The 19,663-nt window shown below is 71.2% G+C and carries 12 protein-coding genes; 7 read left to right on the forward strand and 5 right to left on the reverse strand.

Annotation, left to right across the window (positions count from 1 at the left end):
* The first annotated feature begins 247 nt into the window (after positions 1-247).
* Complete coding sequence (locus ACFV57_RS12020; protein WP_385229126.1) at positions 248-1,666, forward strand: sugar porter family MFS transporter; 1,419 nt, start codon at positions 248-250, stop codon at positions 1,664-1,666.
* A 152-nt stretch (positions 1,667-1,818) separates the two neighbouring features.
* Here ACFV57_RS12020 and ACFV57_RS12025 read toward each other — a convergent pair whose 3' ends face one another.
* Entirely contained in the window at positions 1,819-2,799 is a 981-nt protein-coding gene (locus ACFV57_RS12025; RefSeq protein ID WP_385229129.1) for an LLM class flavin-dependent oxidoreductase, read from the reverse strand.
* Positions 2,800-2,891: 92 nt separating this feature from the next.
* Positions 2,892-4,373, reverse strand: coding sequence for a purine-cytosine permease family protein (locus ACFV57_RS12030; protein WP_385229132.1), 1,482 nt, complete (start codon positions 4,371-4,373; stop codon positions 2,892-2,894).
* Positions 4,374-4,895: 522 nt separating this feature from the next.
* On the opposite strand from ACFV57_RS12030, the gene ftsY reads away from it, so the two are divergent.
* Positions 4,896-6,125 (forward strand): signal recognition particle-docking protein FtsY, encoded by a 1,230-nt coding sequence (ftsY, locus tag ACFV57_RS12035; RefSeq protein WP_385229135.1) that lies wholly within the window; start codon positions 4,896-4,898, stop codon positions 6,123-6,125.
* A gap of 285 nt (positions 6,126-6,410) precedes the next feature.
* Here the strand turns inward: ftsY and ACFV57_RS12040 are convergent, their stop codons facing one another.
* Entirely contained in the window at positions 6,411-7,079 is a 669-nt protein-coding gene (locus ACFV57_RS12040; RefSeq protein WP_385229138.1) for a bifunctional DNA primase/polymerase, read from the reverse strand.
* Positions 7,080-8,230: 1,151 nt separating this feature from the next.
* Here ACFV57_RS12040 and ACFV57_RS12045 point away from each other — a divergent pair.
* From ACFV57_RS12045 to ffh, 5 genes are all read left to right on the forward strand, one after another.
* Positions 8,231-9,706: a hypothetical protein gene (locus ACFV57_RS12045; protein ID WP_385229141.1), complete on the forward strand. Its 1,476-nt coding sequence runs from the start codon at positions 8,231-8,233 to the stop codon at positions 9,704-9,706.
* Between the two features lie 280 nt (positions 9,707-9,986).
* Positions 9,987-11,411 carry an ammonium transporter gene (locus tag ACFV57_RS12050; protein WP_385229144.1) on the forward strand — a complete coding sequence of 475 codons (1,425 nt, stop codon included), beginning with the start codon at positions 9,987-9,989 and terminating at the stop codon, positions 11,409-11,411.
* On the forward strand, positions 11,408-11,746 hold the full coding sequence (locus ACFV57_RS12055) for a P-II family nitrogen regulator (protein ID WP_385229147.1): 339 nt from the start codon (positions 11,408-11,410) through the stop codon (positions 11,744-11,746). Before ACFV57_RS12050 ends, ACFV57_RS12055 begins: the two co-directional genes overlap by 4 nt.
* A 485-nt stretch (positions 11,747-12,231) precedes the next feature.
* A complete protein-coding gene (locus ACFV57_RS12060) occupies positions 12,232-14,739 on the forward strand; it encodes a [protein-PII] uridylyltransferase (protein WP_385229483.1) in 2,508 nt (835 codons plus the stop codon).
* Positions 14,740-15,561: 822 nt separating this feature from the next.
* Positions 15,562-17,121 (forward strand): signal recognition particle protein, encoded by a 1,560-nt coding sequence (gene ffh, locus ACFV57_RS12065; RefSeq protein WP_385229150.1) that lies wholly within the window; start codon positions 15,562-15,564, stop codon positions 17,119-17,121.
* Positions 17,122-17,231: 110 nt separating this feature from the next.
* On the opposite strand, the gene ACFV57_RS12070 is transcribed toward ffh, so the two are convergent.
* Both ACFV57_RS12070 and ACFV57_RS12075 read right to left on the reverse strand, forming a co-directional pair.
* The gene (locus ACFV57_RS12070) at positions 17,232-18,479 is read right to left on the reverse strand and encodes a phosphopentomutase (protein WP_385229152.1); all 1,248 of its coding nucleotides are present in this window, start codon (positions 18,477-18,479) and stop codon (positions 17,232-17,234) included.
* Positions 18,476-19,663 (reverse strand): alanine racemase, encoded by a 1,188-nt coding sequence (locus ACFV57_RS12075; protein WP_385229155.1) that lies wholly within the window; start codon positions 19,661-19,663, stop codon positions 18,476-18,478. The genes ACFV57_RS12070 and ACFV57_RS12075 overlap by 4 nt, the downstream gene beginning before the upstream one ends.

Raw genomic sequence — 19,663 nt, forward strand, 5'->3', positions numbered from 1 at the left:
GGCGCGGCACCCGGGTAACCGGTGTGACCTACACGATTACTACGGCCCGCTACGGTTCATAACTTGAACGCAATCCCTGCGAAGCTGCGCCGAAACAAATTCATCACGACCTATTGACTTCGAAACTTGAAGGCATAGGGTCTGCAACGTTGCTTTTACCTTCAAGTGGTGGGTACCCCCAACCTATGCGCCACTGGAAGGGCCAGCCCCCTACGCCCGGCAGCGCAGCCGGGCACTGGAGTACACGTTGACCAGCACCGCGCAGCCGACGGCTCCGGAAGGCCGCAAGGCCCAGCCGGACCACCTCGGCCATGTCATCTTCATCACCGCGGCTGCCGCGATGGGCGGCTTCCTCTTCGGCTACGACAGCTCCGTGATCAACGGCGCCGTCGAGGCGATCCGCGGCCGTTACGAGGTGGGCTCCGCCGGACTCGCCCAGGTGATCGCCATCGCGCTGATCGGCTGCGCCATCGGTGCCGCGACGGCCGGCCGGATCGCCGACCGCATCGGCCGCATCCGGGTCATGCAGATCGCCGCGGCGCTGTTCACGATCAGCGCGGTCGGCTCGGCGCTGCCGTTCGCCCTGTGGGACCTGGCCATGTGGCGCGTCCTGGGCGGCATCGCGATCGGTATGGCCTCGGTCATCGGCCCGGCCTACATCGCCGAGGTCGCGCCCCCCGCGTACCGGGGCCGCCTGGGCTCCTTCCAGCAGGCGGCCATCGTCATCGGCATCGCGATCTCGCAGCTGGTGAACTGGGGCATCCTCAACCTCGCCGGCGGCGACCAGCGCGGCAAGCTGGCGGGCCTGGAGGCCTGGCAGTGGATGCTCGGCGTGATGGTCGTCCCGGCCGTGCTCTACGGCCTGCTCTCCTTCGCGATCCCCGAGTCGCCCCGCTTCCTGATCTCCGTCGGCAAGACCGACAAGGCCAAGGAGGTGCTGGCCGAGGTCGAGGGCCAGAGCGTCGACCTGGACACCCGCGTCTCGGAGATCAAGGAGGCGATGCGCCGGGAGCACAAGTCCAGCTTCAAGGATCTGCTGGGCGGCAGGTTCGGCTTCCTGCCGATCGTGTGGATCGGCATCGGCCTGTCGATCTTCCAGCAGCTCGTCGGCATCAACGTGGCGTTCTACTACTCCTCGACGCTGTGGCAGTCCGTCGGCATCGACCCGAGCAGCTCGTTCTTCTACAGCTTCACCACGTCGATCATCAACATCATCGGCACCGTGATCGCGATGGTCTTCGTGGACCGGATCGGCCGCCGGCCGCTGGCGCTGATCGGCTCCGCCGGTATGGCCGTCGCCCTCGCGCTGGAGGCCTGGGCCTTCTCCGCCAAGAGCGCGGCCGGCACGCTGCCGACCGCCGAGGGCACCGTCGCCCTGATCGCGGCCCACGGCTTCGTGCTCTTCTTCGCCCTGTCCTGGGGCGTCGTGGTCTGGGTCTTCCTCGGTGAGATGTTCCCGAACAAGATCCGCGCCGCCGCGCTCGGTGTGGCGGCCTGTGCGCAATGGATCGCCAACTGGGCCATCACGGCCAGCTTCCCGAGCCTTTCCGACTGGAATCTTTCGGGTACGTACGTGATCTACATGATCTTCGCTCTGCTCTCGATCCCCTTCGTGCTGAAATTCGTGAAGGAGACCAAGGGCAAGGCGTTGGAGGAGATGGGCTAACACCCCCCGCCAGCCCGTCTCCTCAGTTGTGGGCAGCTGCCCCGGTCCGTCCGACGGACCGGGGCAGCTCCTTTGTTTAAAAGCGCCCTATTTCCGGTGGTCCCTTTCTCTCGCGGACCGTCACGGGGCGGGCACGTGGAGCGGCCCGGCCCTCAGTCCTCCTTCAGGTGCGGAAGGACCCGCTCCGCGAACAGGTGTACGGAACGCCACCCTTCGTCCACCGGCATCCCGCCGCACAACGGATGCAGGATCAGCGACCCCGCCTCCCCGGCCAGCCGCACACACTCCTCGGGCGTCACGATCCGGTAGATCCCCTCCCGCCGCAGCGCCTCGGCGTCCTCCGCCGCGGACCGTACGGCGGACTCCACACCGGCGGACTGCCAGGAGGCGTACGTACGCGCCTCGTGCAGCAGATGCCCGCCGTACTCGGCCCAGGCCCGGTCCGGGTCCTCCGACACATGCAGCAGACAGGTACGGGCGGGGGGCTGCATCACCCAGCCCTCGGTCCCGTACTCGGCGCGCCGCGCGTGGTAGTACGCCTCCAGATCCGGCAGATGCGCACTGGGGAACAGGGGCAGGCCCAGCCGCGCGGCCCGGCGGGCGGCGGCCCGGGAACTCCCACCCACCAGGAGCAGCGGATGGGGCTGCGTGTACGGCCGCGGGGTGACCCGCACCGTGCGGCCCCGGTAGCGGAACGGCTCACCCGTCCAGGCGGCGAGCAGCGTCTCCAGCACCTCGTCCTGGAGCTTGCCGCGCCAGTGCCAGTCCCGGCCGTGCGCCGCGTACTCCTCGGGCCGGTAGCCGATGCCCGCCACCGTGACCAGCCGGCCGCCGCCGAGCAGATCCAGTACGGCGATCTCCTCGGCCAGCCGCAGCGGATCGTGCAGCGGAGTGATCAGCGCGGAGACGGTGACAGTGATCCGCCGGGTGGCGCCGAGGACGGCGCCGGCGAACGCGAGCGGCGCGGGCATCCAGCCGTTGGTGGTGGCGTGGTGCTCCTCGGTCTGGACGGTGGTCAGACCCCGGTCGTCGGCGTAGGCGGCCATCTCGACGGCGGCCCGGTAGCGGGCGCTGAGCGAAGCGGGGGTGGGGGAGGGGTCGGCGAGATTGAAGCGCAGGACCGTTACGGGCATGACGAACGTCCCCTTCACCGAGGCCGTGGGGCCGGTTGGCGAAGGGGACGCTAGCTGACGTCACATCAGGTGAGAAGGGTGCGGGAGCCGAATCAGCCGACCGGCGCCGGCTTCTCGGCCGGGGCGGCGGCGCGCGTGGGCACCATCTCCCGGGGCTTCGGCAGCACCGCGAAGACCACCGCGGCGATCAGGATCGTGGCCGCCCAGCCCAGGCCGTGCCGGCCCGGCCAGGTCTCGGCCAGCGGACCGGTGAACCAGGTGACCTTGGTCAGGCACAGGCCCACCACCAGCGCCACGGCCCAGGCCGTCAGCGCCTGCCAGCAGAAGCCACCCGTGTACCAGTAGCGGCTGGTGCGGCCGGTGTCCATCAGGCTGTCGCCGTCGTAGCGGACCGCCATCTTGCGGCGGCGCGCCATGTCGACGGCGTACACGCCGATCCAGGCGGAGAAGGAGACCGCCAGCAGAGTCAAGAAGGTGATGAACTGGCCGATGAAGTCCTTGGCCACCAGCATCATGAACGCGCCGCCGACCAGGCTGATGATCGCGTTGATGCTCACCGCCAGGGCGCGCGGCAGCTTGACGCCCATGGTCTGCGCGGTGAAACCGGCGGAGTACATCGACAGGCTGTTGATCAGCAGCATCCCGACCAGCGCGGTGATCAGGTACGGGACCGCCAGCCAGGTCGGCAGCACCGAGCCGAGGAACGACATCGGGTCGGTGTTCTGGTTGGCCAGGTCCGGCTTGGAGACGGCCATGATGCCGCCCATCAGCACCATCGGTACGAGCACCAGGGCCGCGCCGGAGATGGTGGTACCGACGATCTTCTTGCCGGAGGCGGCGTGCGGCAGATAGCGCGCGAAGTCCGGGCCGGTGGGCACCCAGCTGATGCCGCCCGCCGCGATGGTGCCGATACCGGCGATCATCAGGGCGGTGCTGCCCGCCGACTGGGAGAAGATCTTCCCCCATGGCATCTCGGCGACCAGGTAGACCAGCACCATGATGCTGAAGACGCTGAACAGGTACGTCGAGTACTTGTTGCAGAGGTTGAGCGCCTTGCGGCCCATGCCGCTGACCACGAACGTCGTGGCGACGAAGAGCAGCAGCGTGATGACGGTGAGGACGTTGTTGGCCTCGATGCCGAACAGCAGCTTCAAGACGGTCAGCACCGCGTACGCGCCGCTGACCGCGTTGATCGTCTCCCAGCCGAACCGGGCCACCCACAGGATCGCGCCCGGGAAGTAGTTGCCCCGCACACCGAAGGCCGCGCGGGAGAGCATGGCGCCCGGCGCGCCGCCCCACTTGCCGGAGACCGACAGCACGCCGACCATGCCGAAGGAGACGACGGAGGCGATGGCGGCCACGATCAGGACCTGCCAGAAGTTCAGACCGTTGGTGATCACCAGGGAGGCGCCCATGGTGAGCAGCAGCACGCTGATGTTGGCGGCGACCCAGGTGGGGAAGAGCTCGCGGACGCGGCCGTGGCGTTCGTGGTCGGGGACGGGCTCGATGCCTCGTTGCTCGACGGCGCCTTCGGTTTCAGGAGCGGACAAGGTGTCCGTGGACGTGGTGCCCATGGTGCAGGTGTCTCCGTGCGGGTTCAGGCAGCGGCTGTGATGCCTGGCGAAGGGGAGGGGGTTGCCAGGACTCTACGCGCGTTGCGCAGCCGAGAGCTATCGTACTTTGATCCAACTTCGGTTCATACGCCTTGTTGTGTCCAACGACGACCATAAAGGGCTCCGCAACTCGTCCGAGCATCCGGGGCAGTCGGTGACGGTGCAGGTCAGGCGGGCTGCCCGGCCGGTTGCGCGGGCGTTTCAGGCATCCGGCCCAGGTGGCGGAATCCGAGGCTCCGTACGGCGCGGGGCGCGTCCGCGCGGCAGCCGTACGGCGTTTTCCGCGCTCCGCGCCCCGGCGTGATCGTGCCGAGGGCCAGGGCGTAACATGTCCGGACTTTTCGTCCGGGGTGTCCGAGGGGTGCCCGAGGGCGTCCACGGGGTCCGCCGGACGGGCCCGTGGCGAGTGAACCTGGACAGGGCGAGTCCAGGTTCGGCGTGTGCGGTCCTCCACGGCGGGGTGTGACCGATACTGGGTGGGTTATGGAAATCGTCATCCTTGCTGTAGTCATCGCTGTGGTCGCGCTCGGCGCGATCAGCGGGCTCGTCGTCAGCAGCCGCAGGAAGAAGCAGCAGCTGCCGCCGGCCCCGCCGACCACCCCGTCCGTCACCGCGCCCCCTGCGGAACCGCAGGTCGGTGAGGACGCCGAGACCCCCCGCGACGAAAGCCGTCGCACCATAGAAGAAGTCGACCTGCCGTCGGCCGAGGCGCCCGTCGAGGAGCCGGCGGCCGAGGCGCCGCCCGCCCCCGCCGCCCCCGAGATCGAGGTCCCGGAACCGACCGCCGGCCGGCTCGTACGGCTGCGCGCCCGGCTCTCGCGCTCCCAGAACTCGCTGGGCAAGGGCCTGCTCACGCTGCTCTCCCGCGAGCACCTCGACGAGGACACCTGGGAGGAGATCGAGGACACCCTCCTCACCGCCGACGTGGGCGTCGCGCCCACCCAGGAGCTGGTCGAGCGGCTGCGCGAGCGCGTGAAGGTGCTCGGCACCCGTACCCCCGAGGAACTGCGCGCCCTCCTGCGCGAGGAACTGCTCAAGCTGATCGGCACGGACCAGGACCGCACCGTCGCCACCGACAACGCCCTGGGCAAGGACGGTCAGGAGATCCCCGGCGTCGTCATGGTCGTCGGCGTCAACGGCACCGGCAAGACCACCACCACCGGCAAGCTGGCCCGGGTGCTGGTCGCCGACGGCAAGTCGGTCGTCCTGGGCGCCGCCGACACCTTCCGCGCCGCCGCCGCCGACCAGCTCCAGACCTGGGGCGAGCGGGTCGGAGCCCGTACGGTCCGCGGTCCGGAGGGCGGCGACCCCGCCTCGATCGCCTTCGACGCGGTGAAGGAAGGTATCGCCGAGGGCGCCGACGTGGTCCTCGTCGACACCGCGGGCCGCCTGCACACCAAGACCGGCCTCATGGACGAGCTGGGCAAGGTCAAGCGGGTCGTGGAGAAGCACGGCCCGGTCGGCGAGGTCCTCCTCGTCCTGGACGCCACCACCGGGCAGAACGGCCTGGTGCAGGCCCGCGTGTTCGCGGAGGTCGTGGACATCACCGGTGTCGTGCTGACCAAGCTGGACGGCACGGCCAAGGGCGGCATCATCGTCGCGGTCCAGCGCGAGCTGGGCGTACCGGTCAAGCTGGTCGGCCTCGGCGAGGGCGCGGACGACCTGGCGCCGTTCGAGCCGGAGGCATTCGTGGACGCCCTGATCGGCGACTAGCACGCACAGGACGCACAGATGGCCTTACGGGCACGCTCCGCACCGGAAAGCCCCGCAGCGAGGTGAACGCGCTGCGGGGCTTTCTGCTGGGCGGCCGCGCTCCGGTGGGCGCGCCTGGCGGTGGGCGCGCGCCCGGCTGTGTGCCGGAGAGGTGCGGCTCGTACGGTCGGCGGTGCGCCGGAGGGGGCGGTGAGGCGGAGCGCGGCGGGTGCGATGGGGGCGGTCGCGACAGGAGCGGGGCGTGATCGGACGTGGTGGGTGTGGCGCGAGGGACTGCCCGTGCCCTTACGCCGCCGACCGGTGGCATACGTACGCGAGCGTGCCCAGCAGCAGCCGGGCCTGCGGCGGCTGCCCGGCCGTGTCCAGGGTGGGCGGTCGCAGCCACCGCATGGGGCCGAGCCCGCCGAGGTCGGACGGCGGCGCCGTGATGTGGTCGCCGGGGCCGCGGGAACACAGGTCGAGGGCGGCGTCGTCCCACCCCATCCGGTAGAGCAGCCTCGGCAGCCCGGCGGCGGCACCGGGCGCCACGAAGAACAGGGCGCGGCCCGTCGGCGTGGCGGCCACCGGACCGAGCGGCAGGCCCATCCGCTCCAGCCGTACGAGCGCGCTGCGTCCCGCCGCCTCCGGCACTTCGAGGATGTCGAAGAACCGGCCCACGGGCAGCAGGACGGCCGCGCCGGGCGTCCTGGCCCACGCGGCGGCGGCCTCTTCGAGCGTCGCGCCGGCCGCCAGGCCGTCCGTGAAGGCCAGTGGGTGTGCGCCGGGAGAGGAACAGTCGGCGGCACCGCACGAGCAGAGGGTGCGCCCGCTGCCGGAGCGGGCCGCGCGGGCGCCGGGCACCACGTCCCAGCCCCACAGCCCCGTGTACTCCGCCACCGCCGTGCTCTCGGTCGAGCGGGCGCGACGCCGTGAACCGGACCGAATGTCGCGGATGCCGCCGATCGTGAAGCCCATGCCTCCTCCAACGGGTGGTGTATGCCAGTGGTTACGTGCCGGAGCGCGATCGTGACGCTCCGTCAGGGAGTGCCGGTGTTCGTGGTGCAACGTGGTGCGGAGGGTGGTGCGGTGCGCGACACGCGCCTTCGCGTGCTCCTTTCCGTCCGCCTCCTCCCGACCTGTGTCAAGTCAATCGCGAGGACCGGTCGGGGAGTTCATTCAAAGGGGTGGCGAATGGTGGCGTTTAGCGGATCGCCCTCGCCGGAGGCGTGATCGTAGGATTACTTTCAGTGCACGACCTGGGGCGGAGTGCCGTGGGCGTGGGTATGCCGGAGGCAACGCACCGGCGGGTGAACCCTCCCGAATCGGGTTGGCTGGATTCCGTGGTCGGGTAGGTCCACCCCGTACCGGTCGCCGCAACAGACGGCATCCTGTGGGAGGTTCACGGGACACGGCCGCGACGCACGGCGGCACGATGGCCGTGCGAAGCGGCACGGCGGCCGGTGCGCAGGAAGCACCGCGCCGGGCACGGCGGCGCGATGCCGGCGAAGAGCGGCGACGAAGAGGCACCGGACGCGAAGACAAGCGGCGACGAAGAAGCGGCAGCAGGACGGACGGCACGGGAACACGCAGGCGCAACCGGGTGGGAAGACCCGGGGGCCCACGGGCAGAACGAGCAGTACGCGCAGGACGAGCGGCACCAGAAGTGCAGGAAGCACCGGCAGGGTGCGAAGCACCGAAAGCGACGCACCGACGAAAGAAGCAGCAGCGGAAACAGACGTACAGGCGCAATCCGCAGGCACGGGCAATTCGCGGAGTGAGCAGGACTGCGGGCCCGCGGACTCGCAGCCGTCAGGGCGAGCACACCGCAGACCGGCGGAAGAAGCAGTCGAAACGAAAAAAGCACCACAAGGGCGGACGCGGCGGCACCAGCAAACCGCGGACGCCACGAACGGCCGGGCACCGGCGGGGCGGCACTCCACACACCGCACCGGACAGGAGCGGCGGCCGCGACAAGGACACCGCACCGGCGCGATGAGGCGCCGGCGCGGTTCGAACCGTATGTAGAAGACGTATGGCAAAGCGACCCGGAAGCAACGAAGAGCGGCGATGCGAAGCGATGGCGCGGCGCAGTCAAGCAAGGCAGCAATCGGAATGGGGGCGTTCCAGTGGGCGGCAGTGGCGGCACCGGCGCTGACAAGCGCCCCAACGAACCGTTGGGCTCGTGGTTCGTGCGCAGCGGCTGGTCGAAGGGCGAACTGGCACGACAGGTCAACCGGCGCGCGCGCCAGATGGGCGCGCACCACATCAGCACGGACACCTCCCGCGTACGGCGCTGGCTGGACGGCGAGCAGCCGCGCGAGCCCATTCCGCGCATCCTCTCCGAGCTGTTCTCGGAGCGGTTCGGCTGTGTCGTCGGCATCGAGGATCTCGGCCTGCGCTCCGCACACCAGTCCCCGTCCGTCTCCGGCGTCGACCTGCCCTGGGCAGGCCCCCAGACCGTCTCCCTGATCAGCGAGTTCTCCCGCAGCGACCTGATGCTGGCGCGCCGCGGCTTTCTGGGCACCTCCCTGGCGCTGGCCGCCGGGCCCGCCCTCATCGAGCCGATGCAGCGCTGGCTGGTGCCGGTCTCCCCGGGGCAGGTGACCGCCGCCCAGCAGGCGGCCCAGGAGCGGTCCCGGCGCTCCAACCGGCTGTCCCGGCCGGAACTGGACCTGCTGGAGTCGACGACCGTGATGTTCCGCCAGTGGGACGCCCAGTGCGGCGGCGGCCTGCGCCGCAAGGCGGTGGTCGGCCAGCTCCACGAGGTCACCGATCTGCTGCAGGAACCGCAGAGCGAAGAGGTCTCCAAACGACTGTTCAAGGTCGCCGCCGAACTGGCCGAGCTGGCGGGCTGGATGAGCTACGACATCGGCCTGCAGCCCACCGCGCAGAAGTACTTCGTCCTCGCGCTGCACGCCTCCAAGGAGGCCGGTGACCGCCCGCTCGGCTCGTACATCCTCTCCAGCATGAGCCGCCAGATGATCCACCTGGACCGCCCGGACGACGCCCTGGAGCTCATCCACCTGGCCCAGTACGGCAGCCGCGAATCGGCTACGCCCCGTACGCAGGCGATGTTGTATGCGATGGAGGCGCGGGCGTACGCGAGCATGGGCCAGCCGAGCAAGGTCAAGCGGGCCGTGCGGATGGCCGAGGACACCTTCGGCGACGTGGCGCCCGGCGAACCCGAACCGGACTGGATCCGCTTCTTCTCGGAAGCCGAGCTGAACGCGGAGAACGCCCACTCCTACCGCGACCTCGCCTACGTGGCCGGTCGCAGCCCGACGTACGCCTCCCTCGCCAACCCGGTGATGCAGCGGGCGGTGGAACTGTTCGCGAAGGACGAGGAACACCAGCGGTCGTACGCGCTCAACCTGATCGGCATGGCGACGGTGCACCTGCTCCAGAAGGAGCCGGAGCAGTGCGCCGTCCTGGCACAGCAGGCCATACCCCTGGCGAAGAAGGTCCGCTCGGAGCGGGTCAACACCCGGCTGCGCAAGACCGTGGACACGGCGGCGCGCAACTTCGAGAGCGTGACCGAGGTCAGCCGGCTCAGCGACGAGCTGGCCCAGCAACTGCCGGAAACCGGCGCGGAGGCCGTCTGACCGCACTCCCACAGACCCCGGCCGCGGCCCGTCACCCCGTACAGCTCGACTCGGCTCCCCCACGCCAGGTCATACGGGTGACAGCCGCGGTCGGCTGTGCGTGTGGGGGCGTGGCGGGCTGATCTCGCAGTTCATGGGGGCGTAACACTGGCGAGGGCTTCGTCACCGGGGGGAAACACCGGCGGGTCATGGCCGAAACGGTGCTGCGACAGCCTCGTGGCGAAAGACGGCCCACCCGGAACCACGCCCGCACGGGCCGCATCGACGACAGGAGACGCCGATGCCCCCAGGCATCATGACGCTCGCGGCAGACAAGGCCACCCTGAGTCCGGCGAACACCGGCTTCATGCTGATCTGCACCGCCCTGGTGATGCTCATGACCCCCGGACTCGCCTTCTTCTACGGCGGCATGGTCCGGGTCAAGAGTGTGCTGAACATGCTGATGATGAGCTTCATCAGCCTGGGGATCGTCACCGTCCTGTGGGTCCTGTACGGCTTCGGGCTCGCCTTCGGCCAGGACAACGGCGGCTTCCTCGGGTGGACCGGCGACTTCGCCGGGCTCAGCGGCATCGGCCTGACCGAGCTGTGGGGCACCACCACCATTCCGGTCTATGTTTTCGCCGTCTTCCAGCTGATGTTCGCGGTGATCACGCCCGCGCTGATCAGCGGCGCCCTCGCGGACCGGGTGAAGTTCACCGCCTGGGCCCTGTTCATCGCCCTGTGGGCCACCGTCGTCTACTTCCCCGTCGCGCACTGGGTGTGGGCCGAGGGCGGCTGGCTCTTCGACCTGGGGGTCATCGACTTCGCCGGCGGTACGGCCGTACACATCAACGCCGGCGCGGCGGCCCTCGGCGTGATCCTCGTCGTCGGCAAGCGCATCGGCTTCAAGAAGGACCCGATGCGGCCGCACAGCCTGCCACTGGTGATGCTCGGCGCGGGACTGCTGTGGTTCGGCTGGTTCGGATTCAACGCGGGCTCCTGGCTGAACAACGACGACGGGGTGGGCGCGGTCGCCTTCGTCAACACCCAGGTGGCCACGGCCGCCGCGATGCTGGGCTGGCTCGCGTACGAGAAGATCCGGCACGGCTCCTTCACGACCCTGGGCGCGGCCTCCGGCGCGGTGGCCGGACTGGTCGCGATCACCCCGGCGTGCGGCGCGGTCAGCCCGCTGGGCGCGATCGCGGTGGGCGTCATCGCCGGTGTGCTGTGCGCGATGGCGGTCGGCTTGAAGTACCGGTTCGGGTACGACGACTCCCTCGACGTGGTCGGCGTCCACCTCGTCGGCGGCGTCACCGGCTCCCTGCTGATCGGCCTGTTCGCGACCGGCGGCGTACAGAGCGACGCCAAGGGCCTGTTCTACGGCGGCGGCCTGGAGCAGTTGGGCAAGCAGGCCGTGGGTGTCGTGTGCGTGCTGCTGTACTCCCTGGTCGTCTCGTTCGTCCTTGCCAAGGCCATCGACCTGGTGATGGGCTTCCGGGTCTCCGAGGACGAGGAGGTCGCGGGCGTCGACCAGGCCGCGCACGCGGAGACGGCGTACGACTTCGGCGGTACGGGCGGGGGCGTGGTCGCGCGCACGGGCGCGGGACCGGGGGCGGTTCCGGCCGCCGTACCGGCCCGTGGCGACCAGCCGTCCCAGGAGAAGGGCCAGGGGAAGGGCCGGGGCACGCCCCCGGCTTCCGGCAAGGAAAAGAAGGTGGACGCGTGAAGCTCATCACCGCAGTGATCAAGCCGTACCGGCTCGACGAGGTGAAGGAGGCCCTGCAGTCGTTCGGCGTACACGGCCTGACCGTCACCGAGGCCAGCGGATACGGCAGGCAGCGCGGACACACGGAGGTGTACCGGGGAGCGGAGTACACCGTCGACCTGGTGCCGAAGGTCCGTATCGAGGTGCTCGTGGACGACGCGGACGCCGCTGAGCTGATGGACATCGTGGTGAAAGCGGCACGCACCGGCAAGATCGGCGACGGGAAGGTCTGGAGCATCCCGGTCGAGGAGGCGGTCCGCGTCCGCACGGGGGAGCGGGGGCCGGACGCGTTGTAGGGGGGGGGTGGGGGCCGATGCGGGACGGTGTGGCTCGGGGCGAGGGGGCGGGGGCCGGCACTCGGGACGGGCATTCGACATCCGGCGTTCGGCGTTCGCCCGGCGCCCGGCATTCGGTGTTGGCCGCCTGGAATTCGGCGGCCGGTACTCGGCTTTCGGCACTCGGCTTCCGGTTCCTGAATCCCGGCTCTGCTCCGGACGATGAGCGGTCTCCTGCGGCGCAACCGCGGCGGTCCGGCCGGGCCGCCGGAGTGTCCACAGGGGGGGAGCACACGAGAGCGGGGGCCTGAAGAAGGACGGGACCTGGGGGCCGAAGCGACCAAGGAGCGCCTGAGTTGACGGAGAGCCTGAAGAAAACAGCCGAAGACGACGTCCCGGAGCCGCCGGCCGCAGCGGAAGGCGGAAAGGCGGCGGATGCAGCGGGCGCTCAGGAGGCGAAGCCGCCCGCGCCCTCCGCCGCCGAAGACAGCTTCCCCGCGGAGCGGCTGCGGCTCCTGCAATCCGGCGGCCGACCCGCCGGTCAGGAGGGCCCCGGCCGCCGGGCCGCCCTCGCCCGCCTCACCGACGACTGGCTGACCGGCCTCTTCACCCACGCGACGGGCGAAACCGACGCCGATATCGGCTCCGGCCTCGCGCTCGTCGCCGTCGGCGGCTACGGCCGCGGCGAACTCTCCCCCCGTAGCGACCTCGACCTGCTCCTGCTGCACGACGGCAAGACCGGCGCCCGGACGGTGGCCGCGCTCGCCGACCAGCTCTGGTACCCGGTCTGGGACCTGGGCCTCGCACTGGACCACTCGGTACGGACACCCGCCGAGGCACGCAAGGCCGCCCGCGATGACCTCAAGGTCCAGCTCGGTCTCCTCGACGCCCGCCACCTGGCCGGCGACCCGGAACTGACGGGTGCCCTGCGCGGCACCGCGCTGGCCGACTGGCGCGAGCAGGCCCCCAAACGCCTGCCCGAGCTGCATGAGATCTGCCGCGAACGAGCGGCACGCCAGGGCGAGTTGCAGTACCTGCTGGAGCCGGACCTGAAGGAGGCCAGGGGCGGGTTGCGGGATGCCACCGCGCTGCGGGCGGTCGCCGCCTCCTGGCTGGCCGACGCGCCGCGCGAAGGCCTGGAGGCGGCCCGCACACGCCTGCTGGACGTACGCGACGCGCTGCACCTGTCGACCGGCCGCGCCACCGACCGGCTCGCCCTCCAGGAACAGGACCAGGTGGCCGAAGCACTCGGCGTACTGGACGCGGACGTACTGCTGCGGCAGGTCTACGAATCCGCGCGCACCATCTCGTACGCGAGCGATGTCACCTGGCGCGAGGTGGGGCGGGTGCTGCGGGCCCGGTCCGTACGGCCTGTACTGCGGGGCCTGCTGAAGGGCCGTACGGCGGGCGGCGGGTCCGGTCGGGGAGAACGGTCGCCGCTCGCCGAGGGCGTGGTCGAGCTGGACGGCGAAGTCGTCCTGGCCCGGACGGCCCGCCCGGAACGCGACGCGGTGCTTCCCCTGCGCGCCGCTGCCGCCGCCGCGCAGACCGGACTGCCGCTGTCCCCGCACGCCGTTCGTCGGCTGCGCACGGCCGCCACGTCCCGGCCGCTGCCCGTGCCGTGGCCGGCCGAGGCGCGGGAACAACTGGTCACGCTGCTGGGCGCGGGCGCCCAGACCGTACCCGTCTGGGAGGCCCTGGAGGCCGAGGGGATCGTCACCTGGCTGCTGCCCGACTGGGAGCGGGTGCGCTGCCGTCCGCAGCGCAACGCCGTGCACCGCTGGACCGTCGACCGGCACCTGATCGAGACCGCGGTCCGCGCCTCGGCGCTCACCCGTCGCGTGCACCGCCCCGATCTGCTGCTCGTCGCTGCCCTGCTGCACGACATCGGCAAGGGCTGGCCCGGCGACCACTCCGTCTCCGGCGAGACCATCGCCCGGGACATGGCGTCCCGCATCGGCTTCGACGCCCGGGACGTGACGGTGATCGCCACGCTCGTCCGGCACCATCTGCTGCTCATCGAGACGGCCACCCGCCGGGACCTGGACGACCCGGCGACGGTCGACGCGGTCGCGGACACGGTGGGCCACGCCGGGACGCTGGAACTGCTGCACGCCCTCACCGAGGCCGACGCGCTGGCGACCGGCCCCGCGGCCTGGAGCGCGTGGCGCGGATCGCTCGTCGCCGACCTGGTGAAACGTGTCACGGCGCGGCTGGCGGGGGAGGCCGCGCCGCAGGGACGGACGGCGGACGAGCCGACCGCCGAACAGGAAAGCCTGGCTGTCGAGGCGTCGCGCGCCGGCGGCCCGGTGCTGGCCCTGCACACGCGGTCGGAGACCCCCGGCGGATCGGACCCCGTTTCCGGGCCCACCGGCGCGGGACCGTACACGGGCACGAGGGTGGGGACGGGCCTGGTGGCGGAGCCGGTACGGGAACCGCCGGAGCCGGAACCGGTGGGCGTCGAGTTGCTGATGGCCGTACCCGATCAGCCCGGTGTACTGCCTGCCGCAGCGGGTGTGCTGGCCATGCACCGCCTCACCGTCCGCGCCGCCGACCTGCGCAGCGTCGACCCGCTCGGCGAGGGGCCGGTGCTGCTGCTGAGCTGGCGGGTGGCCGTCGAATACGGCTCGCTCCCGCAGAGCGTACGGCTCCGGGCGGATCTCGTACGCGCCCTGGACGGCTCGCTGGACGTGCCGGCCCGGCTGGCGGAGCGCGAGCAGGCGTACGCACGCCGGTCGCGGGGAGTGCAGGCCCCGCCGCCACGGGTGACGGTCGCCGCGGGCACCTCGCAGCTGGCGACCGTGATCGAGGTACGGGCCCAGGACGCCCAAGGGCTGCTCCACCGGATCGGCCGGGCACTGGAGGCGGCCCGGGTCGCCGTACGCAGCGCCCACGTGAGCACGCTGGGAGCGAACGCGGTGGATGCGTTCTATGTCACGGACGAGAAGGGCGAACCTTTGTCGGACGCGGTGGCCGCAGAGGTGGCACAGGCGGTGGAGCGCGCACTGAAGTAGCCACACCGGCCACCCTGCCGGGGCGGACTTCGGGCGTGGCGCGGGCCCGGGAAGCTGCGCGGCGCCTGAAACCGGTGCGACCCTCGGCGCCGGCGTGGGCTGTGGGGGCAGGGCCGGCCCTGGGGGCGGGGTGGGCAGCTGGGCCGGGAGGGGGCGCAGGAGCAAGATCGTCGCCACGGCCGGGGCCGTCCTCCCGTCCGGCACCGCCGCTGGCAGGACCCGTACGACCGTGACCAGCGCACACGGGGCCCGTGCGATCGGGGCCCGTGCGATCGGGACCGGCGTGACGGTGACCGGCGCAATCGGGGCCCGCGCGATCGGGGCCGGCGTGACCGTGACCAATGCAATCGGGACCGGCGCAATCGGGACCGGCATGACGGTGACCGGCGCAATCGGCGCCGGTGCGCCCGTGACCAGCACGCCTGGGACCGGCGCGACCGTGACTCGCCTGACCAAGATCATCCCCGCCGACACCGGAGACGCCCCGGGCGCCGGCTCAGCAGAGGCCGCCCCAGCCCGAACAGCTCCCGCCAGGCCCCGCCCATCCGGGCCCCTCGCGGGCACGACCAGCGCGGCCAGGGGCACCCTCGGCAGCGGAAGCCTCCCCGAACACGGCACGGGCTGCCCGGACGCGGCGGCTCCGTGAGACGGTGGATGCGGGACGCGCGGCGGGCACCCTGGTCGGTTGCGCACCGCTCCCGCGGCTGCGCGGGGCCCCGGCCCGGCGGCCTTCCACTGCGGGCGGGGACACGTTGCTTGCCCGTGCGGATACCCTAGAAGCCGACTTGACCCTGCCCCCGACCCCGAGGATCGACGACCGCCGTGTTCGATACGCTTTCCGACCGCTTGGCGAGTACTTTCAAAAACCTCCGGGGCAAAGGCCGCTTGAGCGAGGCGGACATCGACGCCACGGCGCGCGAGATCCGTATCGCCCTGCTGGAGGCCGATGTCGCGCTGCCCGTCGTCCGGGCCTTCATCAAGCAGGTCAAGGAGCGGGCGACCGGCGTCGAGGTCTCCCAGGCGCTCAACCCCGCCCAGCAGGTCATCAAGATCGTCAATGAGGAGCTCGTCGGCATCCTCGGCGGCGAGACCCGTCGGCTGCGCTTCGCCAAGAACCCGCCGACCGTCATCATGCTGGCCGGTCTGCAGGGTGCCGGTAAGACGACCCTCGCCGGAAAGCTCGGCAACTGGCTCAAGCAGCAGGGCCACGCGCCGCTGCTGGTCGCCTGTGACCTCCAGCGCCCCAACGCCGTCAACCAGCTCTCGGTCGTCGCCGAGCGTGCCGATGTCGCCATCTACGCGCCGGAGCCGGGCAATGGCGTCGGTGACCCGGTCAAGGTCGCTCAGGACTCGATCGAGTTCGCCCGCGGCAAGCAGCACGACGTGGTCATCGTCGACACCGCGGGCCGCCTCGGCATCGACCAGGAACTGATGCAGCAGGCCGCGGACATCCGCGACGCGGTCAAGCCGGACGAGGTCCTCTTCGTCGTCGACGCGATGATCGGCCAGGACGCGGTCAACACCGCCGAGGCGTTCCGCGACGGCGTCGGCTTCGACGGCGTGGTGCTCTCCAAGCTGGACGGCGACGCCCGCGGTGGTGCCGCGCTCTCCATCGCGCACGTCACCGGCAAGCAGATCATGTTCGCCTCCAACGGCGAGAAGCTGGACGACTTCGACGCGTTCCACCCGGACCGCATGGCGTCCCGCATCCTCGGCATGGGCGACATGCTCACGCTCATCGAGAAGGCCGAACAGACCTTCAGCCAGCAAGAGGCCGAGAAGATGGCCTCCAAGCTGGCGAGCAGCAAGGGCAAGGACTTCACCCTCGATGACTTCCTGGCCCAGATGGAGCAGGTCCGCAAGATGGGCTCCATCTCCAAGCTGCTCGGGATGCTGCCCGGCATGGGGCAGATGAAGGAGCAGATCAACAACCTCGACGAGCGCGAGGTCGACCGCACCGCCGCGATCATCAAGTCGATGACGCCCGGCGAGCGCCAGGAACCGACCATCATCAACGGCTCGCGCCGCGCCCGTATCGCCAAGGGCTCCGGCGTCGACGTCAGCGCGGTCAAGAACCTGGTCGAGCGGTTCTTCGACGCCCGCAAGATGATGTCGAAGATGGCCCAGGGCGGTGGCGTGCCGGGAATGCCGGGCATGCCCGGGATGCCGGGTATGGGCGGTGGCGGCGCCAAGAAGAAGAAGCAGCAGAAGCAGGCCAAGGGCAAGCGCAAGAGCGGCAACCCCATGAAGCGGAAGGCCGAGGAGGAGGCCGCTGCCGCCCGCCGCGAGGCCGCACAGTCCGGCAACCCGCTGGGTCTGCCGCAGGGCGACGACGCGAAGAACTTTGAACTTCCCGACGAGTTCAAGAAGTTCATGGGCTAGCACTTCTCCCGGCCCCCGGGCGGCTCGCGCCGTCCCGGGGACCGCGCCGGGTGCGCAGACGCCCGATCGAGCCCCTGGCCGGAGCCCCGGTCGGGGGCTCATCTGTGTGGTCATCCCGGCACCCCCGCCGATCCGGCCGCCGGCCGCAGCAGTGGCGTGCCGCTCCCGAGCGCGGTGGCGCGCAGCCCGAGCGCGATCGCCGCCGTGGCACCCACGTCCGCCAAGGTCCCGGCCGTCGGCAGGCGGTCGTGGCCGGTGGCCTCAGGACGGTGGATCAGTACGGGGACGTACTCACGCGTGTGGAAGGCGTGGCCGATCGTCGGATCGTTGCCGTGGTCGCCGGTGACGATCAAGCGGTCGCCGGGGGAGAGGAGCGGCAGAAGGGCGCGCAGTCCTGTGTCGGTCTGCTGGAGCACGGAGGCGTAACGCGGGGCTTCCTGCTGGTGTCCCGCCAGGTCGGTTTCCTGGACGTTGCTGACGATCAGTGCCGTATCCGGTGCCCGACGGAGGGCGTCGAGGGTGAGCGCCAGGACATCCGTGGTGCTGACGGCCGGGCAGCACACTGCCGCGTCGCAGCTCAGGACATCCGCCGCCTTGCCGACGAGAGTGACGGGGACGCCCGCGCCCACCGCCAGCTCCGGCAGTCGGCGGGCGCGGTCCAGCGGCGCGCCGAGGTGCTGCACCGCGAGCCCGCCGTTCCGGTAGAAGCCGCTGGCCGGGGTGTCCAGGCCGACCGTGCCGAGGCTGCCTTCCCGTACGAAAGTGCGCAGCGGAGCGTCGGCGTGGCCGCCCACCGCGATCACCCGGGCGACGGGCGCCACCGAACGCACCACCCGGGCGACGCGGAGAACGTCCGCGAACGAGACGTCCTCCAGACGGCCCGAGACATTCCAGTTGACGCCTGGGTCCGCCTCCAGGTTGTCGTGGACAAGGATGCGCCCGTCCACGACCAGCGGCGGCCGCCCGCCGAGCAGCTCCGTGCCGTGCCCGTCCGCGCGAAGGGCGGTGGCGACCTCGTCGCGGTGCTCGGCGAGCCGGGCCACCGTCACCCGGCTGAAGTCCGCCCCCATCATGGTCTGATGCCCCGCGTAGGTGTCGGCGCCCGGATAGCCGAGGGCGGTGCGGCCCGCGGCCGCCGGGAGGGACGGCGTCCGGGACAGATCCGGGTGTGGGTGCGCGAGGCCGAGGCCGAGCGCCTCCAGAGCGGGCAGTGCGAGGCGGTGTCCGGTGGCCGCGCGGTGACCGTCGAGGAGATGACCGAGCGTGTCGGCGGCGGCGTCGCCGGGGCGCGGCTCACCCGCGTCGGGCAGCGCACCGATCCCGAAGCCGTCGATGACGAGGATGACGATCCTGCTCATGGCCCACCTGCGCCTTTCCCGCTCGCGTCCTTCGGAAGCGGACGGCCGAGAGCGTCATGGCGGCCGATCAGCCGCGGGGAGCCGGTACCGAGACCGGCGACGACTGCGACGCTGCTGCGGGTGACGAAGACCTGCGTACGGAACGCGAGGACGGCGGTGTCACCGGGCCGGGCGTCTCCAGGAGCCAGCAGGCGGTAGTAGTCGATGTTCTCGGCAGGGGCCTGCTGGACGGCGAGCCGGGCGCCGGTACGGGGAATCAGCGCCGACTCGACCCCGGACCTGGGGTAGAAACCGCCGCCGTGGAGAGCGGGACGCCCGTCGGCGAGGAGGTGCGCGACCTCGGTGACATAGACGTAGGCGGGCCTCTCCGGCTGGCCCCCGTCGACGGCATGGAGGGGTGTGGTGCCGGTGAGGGCGTGGCCGGGCTCGCCATGCGTGGCGCCCAACTCGGCGAGCATCGGCAAGGTGGCCGCGCAGGTCACGCCCGGAGCGCTCAGCTTCACATCCGTATGCCCGCGCGCGGCCAGCTCCGCACGGGCTTCGCGGAGGAGTGCGAACGTCGCGGTGGGGTACGGCTGCCCCGATCCGGGATCACACCGGACACAGGGGAATGCCGTAAGCCCGGCTACCCGGACCCCGGGCAACTGCTCCACCTCATCCGCGAATGTGCTCAGGTCACCGAGCGGTACGCCGCCCTCCTGGCCCGGATGGACGGAACCGGGGGCGCCCTCGATCCGTACCAGGACATCCTGCACACACCCCAGTTGCCGTGCGGCATCCGAGACGGCACGGGCATTGGCCCGATCGAAGACGGTCACCGCCTCGGGACGCCAGGCGAGGACCTCCGGAACCGCGCGGTGCGGTACCTGCACCAGATGGCCCACGTTCCCGAGCCGGACCCCCGCCGCGTGCAGGACGCGGGCCTCGGGCGCGTCGATGGCGGCGAAGCGGGGGAGGTGCCGGGCTACGGCCCGGATCAGTTCAGGATTGCGGCCGACCTGCTTGACCACGGGCCAGAGGCCGAGGCCCCACCGTCTCGCCTCGGCCGCCAGCAGCTCGGCATTGGCCGCGACGGCATCGCGGTCCATGACGTACGTGTCCGGTTGCACCACGCCGGTGCGGTGCAACTCGGCGGCATGGTCGACCAGCTGCGGGTTACGTGCGAGAACGGTGTCGAGGAACAT

The sequence above is a fragment of the Streptomyces sp. NPDC059788 genome (assembly GCF_042732265.1).
In the GTDB taxonomy this organism is placed as follows: domain Bacteria; phylum Actinomycetota; class Actinomycetes; order Streptomycetales; family Streptomycetaceae; genus Streptomyces.

What these genes read in the sequence shown, in the direction of transcription:
- ACFV57_RS12025 (WP_385229129.1), bottom strand. Translation starts at nt 2,799, where the DNA reads ATGCCCGTAACGGTCCTGCGCTTCAATCTCGCCGACCCCTCCCCCACC.
- ACFV57_RS12030 (WP_385229132.1), bottom strand. Translation starts at nt 4,373, where the DNA reads ATGGGCACCACGTCCACGGACACCTTGTCCGCTCCTGAAACCGAAGGC.
- ftsY (WP_385229135.1), top strand. Translation starts at nt 4,896, where the DNA reads ATGGAAATCGTCATCCTTGCTGTAGTCATCGCTGTGGTCGCGCTCGGC.
- ACFV57_RS12040 (WP_385229138.1), bottom strand. Translation starts at nt 7,079, where the DNA reads ATGGGCTTCACGATCGGCGGCATCCGCGACATTCGGTCCGGTTCACGG.
- ACFV57_RS12050 (WP_385229144.1), top strand. Translation starts at nt 9,987, where the DNA reads ATGCCCCCAGGCATCATGACGCTCGCGGCAGACAAGGCCACCCTGAGT.
- ACFV57_RS12070 (WP_385229152.1), bottom strand. Translation starts at nt 18,479, where the DNA reads ATGAGCAGGATCGTCATCCTCGTCATCGACGGCTTCGGGATCGGTGCG.
- ACFV57_RS12075 (WP_385229155.1), bottom strand. Translation starts at nt 19,663, where the DNA reads ATGTTCCTCGACACCGTTCTCGCACGTAACCCGCAGCTGGTCGACCAT.